Annotated in this window: 8 protein-coding genes; 2 read left to right on the top strand and 6 right to left on the bottom strand. The window is 39.1% G+C overall.

The features are described from left to right. The 6 genes from RM529_RS14660 to RM529_RS14635 form a co-directional block, all read right to left on the bottom strand. Window positions 1-767, bottom strand: a 767-nt coding sequence (locus RM529_RS14660; protein WP_311485501.1) for a mechanosensitive ion channel family protein, incomplete at its 3' end; no start/stop codon positions are given. Between the two features lie 11 nt (window positions 768-778). Further along, a complete protein-coding gene (locus RM529_RS14655) occupies window positions 779-1000 on the bottom strand; it encodes a hypothetical protein (protein ID WP_311485500.1) in 222 nt (73 codons plus the stop codon). Window positions 1001-1088: 88 nt separating this feature from the next. Continuing rightward, on the bottom strand, window positions 1089-4229 hold the full coding sequence (locus tag RM529_RS14650) for an efflux RND transporter permease subunit (RefSeq protein ID WP_311485499.1): 3141 nt from the start codon (window positions 4227-4229) through the stop codon (window positions 1089-1091). 3 nt (window positions 4230-4232) lie between these two features. Next, window positions 4233-5297 (bottom strand): efflux RND transporter periplasmic adaptor subunit, encoded by a 1065-nt coding sequence (locus tag RM529_RS14645; protein WP_311485498.1) that lies wholly within the window; start codon window positions 5295-5297, stop codon window positions 4233-4235. Between the two features lie 3 nt (window positions 5298-5300). Then, entirely contained in the window at window positions 5301-6641 is a 1341-nt protein-coding gene (locus tag RM529_RS14640) for a TolC family protein (protein WP_311485497.1), read from the bottom strand. A 192-nt stretch (window positions 6642-6833) separates the two neighbouring features. After that, on the bottom strand, window positions 6834-7298 hold the full coding sequence (locus RM529_RS14635) for a GbsR/MarR family transcriptional regulator (RefSeq protein ID WP_311485496.1): 465 nt from the start codon (window positions 7296-7298) through the stop codon (window positions 6834-6836). A 248-nt stretch (window positions 7299-7546) separates the two neighbouring features. Here RM529_RS14635 and RM529_RS14630 point away from each other — a divergent pair, with 248 nt between their 5' ends. After that, window positions 7547-9064 (top strand): FAD/NAD(P)-binding protein, encoded by a 1518-nt coding sequence (locus tag RM529_RS14630; protein ID WP_311485495.1) that lies wholly within the window; start codon window positions 7547-7549, stop codon window positions 9062-9064. Further along, window positions 9048-9959, top strand: coding sequence for an AEC family transporter (locus RM529_RS14625; RefSeq protein WP_311485494.1), 912 nt, complete (start codon window positions 9048-9050; stop codon window positions 9957-9959). Before RM529_RS14630 ends, RM529_RS14625 begins: the two co-directional genes overlap by 17 nt. Window positions 9960-10070 lie beyond the last annotated feature (111 nt).

Here is a 10070-nt window from a genome sequence, read left to right as displayed (position 1 = left end):
ATCCATTGGCAAATTTTCTTTTCTTCCAGGTCGTAATTAGTAACTTTTTCTTTATTAATGATCGCATTAGGGATAACGATCATCTTATTTTGGTAGTTTTTGATAATGGTATGTCTCAGGGTAATATCGGTTACTGTACCTACCAGAGTGTCAGTAATTTTAATCACATCTCCCACCCGAAAGGGTTTGAAAGAAATAATAAACACTCCTCCCACGAGGTTAGCAAGTGCTTCCTGAGAGGCAACCCCAACCACAACTGCCAGGATACCGGCACCACCAATGGCGGTTTGTGCTATTCCTCTCAAGGCAGGAAAGGCCAGTGCCGCCAGGATAATTCCGAAGAAATAGACCGCAAATACACTTAAATATCGTAGAAATTTATAACTGGTGGGGTCTCCACCCGAAGCAGTGGTTTTTTTTATGGCCCGGGAAAATAAGGTTTCCACGATGCTGGCTCCTACAATAGTGAATATCAGAATAAATCCCAGGTAGAGGATAAGCTCAAAATTTCTTGTGGCAACATCATATTTATCTTCAGAAATAAAGATAAAACTAAGAGCAGCGATTCCAAGGATAATCCATAAGGTATTTAATACTCGCTTTACCAGATTAATAGTGGTAGGCTCCTCGTTGGGATATTTTTCTTTGGCTTTTTTTGCAAGCCAATTGTGTAAGAATTTTGTAAGAGCTAAAAGAATTAAAACGATACCTATTACTACAAGGGCGAATACTATGGCTTCGCGATAAGTGTTCCAGAATTCAGTCATAATAAAATATCTTAATTAATATTAAATTGATAAGTTGGCGTAGCTACCGAACTATCCAAACAAGTTAAAAATTCATTTTTAACCGAAGGATGAATTGTAAAGGACACTTTTAAATATGATTTTTCCGATAAAGCATCAATAAAAAGTAATAGCCTCTCAAGGTCTGAGGCAGAATAAGTCTCACCAATATTTACTTCAAGTATTTGATCTTTATTATGATCGTAATAAAACATTTCCTCTATTTTTTGAAGTTCTCAAACCTTTCAGGAAAAACTGTGAATGTTTAACCAAAAACCTGAAAGGCCTGGAACTATATAAATTTTAATGCGATGCACTAAAATCGACTTCAAGTTCATCTATTTTTCTTGCGTCTTTTTTTGCTTTTTTCTTCTCAATTTCTCCCTTCCATACATCAATTACAACATACATTACGGGTACAATAATTACGGTAAAAATGAGCGAACTCATTAAGCCTCCCATAAGTACCAGGGCCAAACCGTTTTTCCAGGCAGAACCTGCTCCTCCGGCAAATGCAATAGGAATCATCGCAATTACCATTGCGAGGGTGGTCATAAGGATCGGCCTTAACCTGGATAATCCTGCGCGTACAACCGCTTCCACACTTTCTATGCCTTCCTCTTTATATTGATTTGCCGCATCTACAATAAGAATGGCATTTTTAATCACCAGTCCTACAAGCATAATAAGTCCCAGGAAAGTAAATACTCCTAAACTTTCTTTAAACAATGCAAGAATGAGAAAAGCTCCAATAAGTGCAGTAGGCACCGAGAACATTACCACCAGGGGATAAGCATAACTCTCGTAAAGAGCCACCATAATAAGGTAAACTAAAATAATGGACATGAGCAGGGCAAGACCCAGACTTGCAAAAGCCTCTGTCTGGCTCTCAAGATCACCACCCATTTCATAAGTTACACCTTCGGGGAACTCCATTTGTTCAATAGCCGTTTGTACTTCCTGTGAAACTGTTCCAACAGGACGGCCTACTACCTGCGCTCCTACATTAACACTGGTTCGTTTATTATCCCGTTCCAGTCTGGAAGGGCCGGTGGTTTGATTGATATCTGCAAACTGCTGAAGCTCTATAAGCTGCCCCTGAGAATTTAGAAAGGTGAGTCTCCTGATATCTTCAATATTCCTTCGGTTAAATTGATCTAATTGAATATTAATATCGTATTCGTTCTGACCATCGCGGAATTGATAGGTCGTATTTCCTGCAAAAGCTGTTTGCATCGTACTCCCCACCGTGCTCATCGTAAGATTAAGAAGCGCCATTTGGTCACGGTCTACTTCAATAGCCACTTCAGGATTACCACCTTCTACAGATAATTCTACCTCGCGGGTACTATTTACTCCTTCAATGGTGCGCTTTACGTCATTTGCTGCCTGCATTACGTTATCTACATCACTTCCGGTTACAACAACCTGAATTGGCCCGGCAGTACTACCTCCTACCATTCCAACCGCAGCTGTTTTAAAACGAACTCCATCAATTTGTTTGGTAAGCTGAATTTTTATATTCCGGGCAAACTGCTGTGAAGTTATTATTCGTTGGTCAGAGCTAAGCATTTTGGCGTTCAGTTGCGCGATATTTGAAGAATTCCCACCACCGCCGGTACCGGTACCTACGGTTGTAAAGACGGAAGTAATTAAATCGTTATCAAGTAATATTTCTTCTGCCTGCAGGGTCGCCAGATTAGTTTCCTCTATGGTAGCATCTTTGGGTAGTTCAAGTTCTACAATAAACTCTCCTGTATCGCCTTCTTTTACGAATTCGCTTCCTATAAAGCCGAAAACCAACAAGCTAAAAGAGGCTATTACCATAGCGAGCAGGGTAAACGCCGTAACTCTTTTTCGCACCAGCGTATATTGCAAAGCATCGCGATAGAATTTGTTTACACTGGTTAAGAAGTTATCAAAAGCTATAAGCGGACGGTGCCATAATACCTCTCTTCTTAAGTCTATGGTTTTTGAAAAACGGGAAGCCAGAAGTGGTGTAAGCGTAAATGAAACCACTAATGAAATGGCCGTGGCAAAAGCTACAACTATAGAAAATTGTTTTAAAAGATCGGCAATAATTCCGGTAACAAAAGTAATAGGAATAAAAACCGCGATAAGTACTAAAGTTATAGACATTACAGATAGTCCGATTTTTCTCCAACTGGCAATGGCGGCTTCCATACGGGTCTTTCCTTTATCCATCTCGCTGTGTATTACTTCAAGAACCACAATACTATCATCTACCAGAATTCCTACCACCAGGGATAGACCAAGAAGGGTCATCAAATTCAGCGTGTAACCCAGTACATTCATAGCGATGAAAGTGGCGACGATAGAAGTAGGAATAGAAACCATTACAATAATAGAATCCCTCCAGCTTCTCAGGAAGAACAGCATAATGATCGCCACCAGTATAACAGCGAGCATCAGGTCAAAAATTACAGCATCAGCAGCTTCGAGGGTAAAGATTGAAGTATCCTGTGCAACAGCTATTCGCACGTCACGGTCGGCATATTCCTCTTCAATTTCTATGACCTCTGCCTTAACATCATCGGCAACCTGTACAGTGTTTCCATCAGATTGTTTGGTGATAGTTAAGCCTATACTGCTTATACCGTTTATTCTGGAAATGGTCTCTATTTCCTTTGTAGTATCATAAACCTCTGCAACATCTTTTACTTTTACTGTTCCACCGTTTTGTCCGGTAGTAATGTCAAGATTGGCAATGTCCTCCACACTTTGAAATTTACCGGCAAGCCGCACCGTCACCTGCTGGTTGTCATCTTTTATATTCCCTGTGGGGAAGTCAAGATTTGCTGTCGCTATGGCTTGTGTTACTTGCTCAATGCCCAGGTTATAGGAGCGTAATCTGTCTCTGTCTACATTTATGCGTATTTCGCGCTCATTACCTCCAATAACTTCAACCCGTGCTACGCCTTCAACCCGGGACAGCCGTTCTTTTATTTCATTCTCCACCAAATCATTAAAATCTGTTGGATCCATTGTAGATGAAACCCCTAATCGCATAATTGGTAAATCGTCAAACGAGAATTGATCTACACTTGGTTGATTTACCTGGTCCGGAAGTTCGCCCACTATATTATTAACCTTACGCTGTGCATCCTGCAAAGCCTGGTCAACATCTGCATTATATTGTAATTCTACATTAACTATAGAAATACCTTCCTGGGAGATAGAAGTTATGTTTTTAACTCCTTCAAGTGCACTAACGGCATCTTCTATATCTGTAGTAACAGAATTTTCTACCTCACTGGGGGAAGCGCCCGGATATACCGTGCTTATAGAAATTTGTGGTGAGGTGATCTTTGGTAAAAGTTCATAACCAAGGCTGGTATAACTAATGATACCAACCAAAGCTATTATTGTATATACCACCACGGCTAGCGTAGGCCTCTTTACGGATAATTCAGTAATACTCATAGTTTACTTATTTGTAATTTTCACCTTGGTCCCGTCGGTGAGATTGATAATTCCTTTAGTTACCACTTGTGTGCCCTCTTCCAGGCCACCCAGCACCACTACTTTATTATCAATAACGGCCCCTGTTTGAATTTCTTTAAGAAGAGCTACGCTGTCCTTTACAACAAATACCTGTGGAGTTTGTAAACTTCCAACTATGGCGTTACGGGGTATAGTGGTTGCCGTCTCCTGACTGCTGGCCAGTTCTTCAAAAATAACTGTAGCAAACATACCTGCTCTTAAAGATGTATTATCAGGATTTTCAACAACTATGGTCACTTTAAACTTTTGAGATTCGTCAGCCTTAACACTAATATTCTGAACAGTACCTTCAAAGGTTTTGAGCGGAAAAACATCCGTTTTAATTGTCACTTTTTGATCTTCTGAAATTTGTGCTAAATTGGTTTCTGAAATTTGAAGCTCCACCTTTAACCGGTCAATTTGGACAATCTGGGCTATTTCATTCCCGGGCAGTACAAAACTTGTTTCTTCTACCATTAGTGAATTCACTACACCATCTATAGGTGATTTAACCGTGGTAAAACCCAATTGTTGCTGAATTTGCGCAATATTAGAGCGGGTATTTTCTCTTTGAATGCGGGCTTCTTCTAACTGACTTTGGCTTACAGCTCCCACCTGCTCCAACCTTTCATAACGTTCTACATCTTTTTCTGCTTTAGAAAAAGCAGAACGTGCACTGGCCAGTTGTGAATTAAGCGAAACCGCTTCAATTTTGGCGATGATCTGCCCTTTTTTAATTTGCTGTCCTTCCTCAGCATTCAGGGTTTGTATGCTTCCCTGAGATTCTGCTACTAAAGTCACCTCTTCCCAACCTTTAAACTCGCCGGTAGCCGTTAATGCTGTAGAAAGCGTTTCCTGTTTTACCTGTGCCACCTGTACGGGAATGGCGAATTCTTCCGGTTCTGTACTGGCCTCGATGTTCATTTCCTGTTTGTTCTGGAACAATACATAAGCAATAATTCCTACGAGGATTATGGTAACGATGATTACGATATTCTTAGTTTTCATTTTCTAGTTTGGATTTGTAATAAGTTGAGATAATTGACCGCTTGTTCTAAGTAAGTTAACTTCAGCTACTCTGCTTTGTAGCAAAGCATTCAGATAATTGGATTGTGCCTGGCGCAGAGCAAATTCTGCATCTAATAATTCCGTTAGATCGGCGACACCTTCGTTGTATGATAATTTGATCCCATCATAGTTTTCCTGGGCCAGCTCCATATTCTCATTTTGGTTTTCAATTTGAACCTGACTCAATAAAATTTGCTCTTTGGAATCCAGGTAGTTCTTCTCGATATTTTTTATCAGACTTTCTTGATCTTCCTGAAGTTTTCTAGTTTCCAGTTCTCTTTGTTGCAGCCTGTTTCTGCGTTGAAAACCATCAAAAATTGGAATGGAAGCTGAAATCCCCCAGGTACCGTTGAATTGATCTACATATGGGGCTCCTGAAAATTGAAATTCATTGGTATTACCAAGATAGTTGTAATTAAAGAATGCGCTTAATGAAGGTAGGTACTCAGCTTTTACCTGGTCTTCATCAATTTCAGATAATTCTAATTGCTGTTGAAGTTGTTGATACTGAATATTTGAAGAAAGAATCAATTCATTCATAATGGGATAAGGATCCCTTTCTTCCAGTTTTTCAGAAAGTACCAATTCTGTTTCCATAGGAAGATTCAAATATATTTTTAATAAACGTAACTGTTCATTCCGGTTATACTTTGCATCCTCTATTTGAGTTTCCAAATTGGTAAGGTTAACTCTAAGCTGGTTAACATCCAGTTTTTTTATAATGCCCTCTTCATATTTTAATTCTGAAAGATCTACCAGGCTTTTAGTACGGTTAAAGTTCTCCTGAAGCAACTCAACCTGCTTTTCGGTAATTTGGACCTGGACATAGATTTGCACCGTATTTATAATTAGATCTTCAGTAGATTGAAGTGTTTGCAAACTCCTTAGTTCTTCTAAGGCTTTAGCGGCCCTTACCGAATTAAATAGCTGGAAATTCAGCAATTCCTGTTGTACATTTACCCCGGCAGTCACGGCATAGCGGTTCCCGAAGGCCACACCAATGGTGGTGCCTGGTTCCCCGCCTACAATTTCAGCGGGCAATTGTTGTTCTGCAAGGGAATAATTATCGGTAAATTGAGCCGATCCGTTTATTTGTGGAAGTGCTCTCCCTTTAACCTCCTGGATCTGTTCCTGGACTATCTGCTCATCTATCCGTGACTTGTTTAGATCTGGATTGTTCTGAATAGCGTAGCGAACAGCTTCTTCCACTGACAATTGATAAGATTCCTGGGCAAAAGCATTTAGACTTAACAGACAAATAGCTGCAAGAAAAAAATATTTCATATTTCTGGTTTTAAAGCGAACCTGCGGGTTCATAAAATTGCATTATAGAAAGAGGAGATTGTGAAAAATTCTTTGAATGGTTGTTTGGGGGTGTATGATCATAATTGCATGTTTAAAAAGTATAAGTAGTTTTTTAAGTTTTGTGTATAAGGATTAGTTCATAAATAAAAGAACTAAATAGGTTAAAAAATTTTACTTCTTTTCCCAGTTATCTATTATTTTAATGCTTTCTTCCATAAAATAATCCATAAATGCAGCAAGTTCTTCAATATTTTTATTAAAATCCGGGTTTTCATCAGAACGCTCCTTTAGAATTTCTTTCAGAAGGTTATTATAGTTTACAAGGTCTGCAATATCTTTGCGAAATTTAGTTTTCCACTGTCCAAGCTTTGAGAAGAAGTAACGTTTACGTTCCCCCATCTTGGTCTTATAACCTATATGTTGCAGGGAAAGGAGATTATTTAAAGCGTTACTTACTGCACTTTTACTTAATCCCAGGGTATCACGGATTTCGTCGAAACTAAGATCGGTTTTATTAGAAACAGTAAGGAGCGCATTCACCCTGGCCGATGCAGGATTTAAACCCATGTTCTCCTGGATTACTCCATAGGCTTCAACTAATTCCTTTTGTTTCTCTGTAAGTTCTAAACGCTCCATCCTCTTCTGATTTTGAATGCAAAGATAATAAGTTTTTTTAGTTCTGCAAATAGAGAACCAGTTTTTTCTTTATATTTGATTTGGCATAATGGGAACGCAAATTTTTGACTACGAGCTTTTCTGAATTGATCCCAGCGGAGAACAGCCAATTACCTGCACTTTCTATTAAATAAATCCTAATCTTTACATTTTTTATTCCCTGTTCCTTACTTTATAGCCATTGTTAACCATTAACAGATCTGTTTTAAATGAAGAACCTTACAATCATTGGGGGTGGGGCATGTGGCGCAGCCGCTTTTATAGAGTTGGTCATCGAAATTTGCAGTCTTGACCTTCAGGAAAAATTGAGTATCACGCTTATAGAACGTCGGAAACACTTTGGTTACGGACTTGCTTTTGGCACCCGGCAAAAATCACATTTTCTCAATACCCAGGCAGAGTTGATGGGGATTTATGCAAATGAACCCGGGCATTTCGCTGAGTGGATAAAAATAAAAGATGGTAACAGAAATGAAGTTAAGGCAGAAGGAAGCCTATCTTCAGCATATACCAGCCGCATTTTCTACGGAAATTATGTATCGGAACAACTTGAAAATTATATTCAGAAGGCTAGAGAACACAACGTAAAAATAAAACTGATCAATGATGAAGCTGTAGATATCGATCGGGAGAACGAAAATAAATTTACTATAATTCTAAAATCTTCAGAAACAATTACGGCAGATTATATCTTGTTAGCTCCGGGAACACCAAAGACCAATAAATTTAAGGAGCTCCGCAGTACCAAATCCTATATAGATTTTCCCTGGCCTTCAAACCGGATAAAAAACAGAGTTAATAAAGATGAAACGGTGGGTATCCTGGGCAGTAGCCTTAGTGCAGTAGATACTGTAATGACGCTTGTGGATAATGGGCACACCGGAGAAATTAAAATGTTTTCCCCTTTTGGGATCTTACCTCGCGTGCAACCTTCTGAAAATAATACTTTTACAAGGAAATACCTCACGCTTGGCAATATTCATAAAATGACCAGGACCAAAATGCACCACCCACGTGTTAAGGACCTTTTCAGATTATATATAAAAGATGTAGAAGCAGCCGAAGGAAAGGAACTGGATTGGAAAAAACTGGACAGATCCGCCGGCCCGGCTAAGGATTTTCTTGAATATGACATTACTGCGGCTGAAGGCGGAGGCGACCATCTTTTAAATGCCACCTATTCTCTCCGGTATGATGCCTCTGACATCTGGGGCTGGATGTCTCTTCATCAAAAGAAATTGTTTAAAAAATGGCTTGGCAGCCATTGGTCGGCAAATCGTCATGCCATGCCCCTGCACAATGCAAAAAAATTGTTGTCTCTGTTTGAAAGCGGGCAATTAAAAGTGATTCCGAAGAACACGAATATAGAATTCCACCAGGAAGAGCAGGAATTCAAAATTGAAACTGCCAAAAACGGCGTGCATTATGTAAAGAAACTCATTAATGCCACAGGAACATCATCCAGTCTTAAGGGTATGGATAATGATCTTATCCACGCACTTTTGGAAAAAGACTATTTGCGATCTTATCCTGCCGGTGGCGCCGTGATTAACCCGCGTAGTATGCAGGTAATTTCAGGAAAAGCCGGTGGTAATATGTATGCAGTGGGGCATTTGGCAAACGGCTTTTTACTGGATGTGGATGCCATGTGGTTTAATGTGAGGACAATCAGCAGATTGGTAAGTGAAATTATTTTTAAAGTAAAACAGGATGGAGATTTTTCTTAAACTATATTCAAGTTTACTGCCTTACTTATTATGTATTCCCGTTGGATATTTTTTAAAGCGGAAGAAGCTCGTGCCAAAGGAGTATATTCATAAACCATTGCTCTTTGTGCTTATTCCGCTCCTGCTTATAGATCACGTTTTAGAAACCGAAATGTTCAACCTCGTGATCCTGGCCACCATGTCTTTTAGCCTGGCTTTCTTTGTTACTTTTCCGGCAATATGGACTTTTAAAAAATTTGGTGGACTGGATAAGCCATTGTTAATAAGTGGTTTCTCCTTTTTTAATGTGCTTTTCTTCGGAATTCCTACCGTAAAAGCCATTTTTGATCAGGATGCCGTCACTACCTTAATTTGTATCTATATAGGTACAGGTTTATTTGGTTATACCATTGGTTATACTATGGTGGCAAAATCTAAATTCGGAACAAAAAAATCTATTAAAGAAGCTCTTAAAGTTCCATTTATTTATGCCTTTTTGCTCGCAATTGGACTCAAGTTGTTTAATTATGAACTTCCCGAATTCTTTACTCCGGTTCTTGATGTACTGGGGGTAATTGTCTCGGCTGCCGGGATGACGCTTCTGGGGATGAATATTACAACGATAAATTTTAAAAATCTGGATTTTTCCTATTTTTCAAAAATACTTGGTGTAAGAACGGGCAGCGCAATATTAATAGCTGGCGTGCTTCTGGCTGCTGAATATTTTCTTTTTGATCTTCTTAATCCGCAGGAAAGAAGCGTATATTCTTTAATTCCGCTTTTTCCTATTGCTGCTACATTAACGGTGTTCGCTTCCATGTTAGGTTCTGAAGAAAAAGATTCTGCTTTATTGATAACATTATCTATTATAGTATCACTTGTTTTGGTTCCCGCGATGGCTATGTTTTTTCAGTAACAATCTAAGTACAATCGAATTTATAAGCTTTAAAATTTAGCTGAAGATCGAAAATTGCCAATTTTCACCCTCTTTTATTTGTGCTTTTTCTCCCTTCGCTCTTTTCCTCTT

It is taken from the genome of Autumnicola edwardsiae, assembly GCF_031846505.1.
Taxonomy (GTDB): Bacteria; Bacteroidota; Bacteroidia; order Flavobacteriales; family Flavobacteriaceae; genus Autumnicola; species Autumnicola edwardsiae.
The sequence above is the reverse complement of the archived record's forward strand: the minus strand, read 5'-3'. Positions and strand labels throughout refer to the sequence as shown.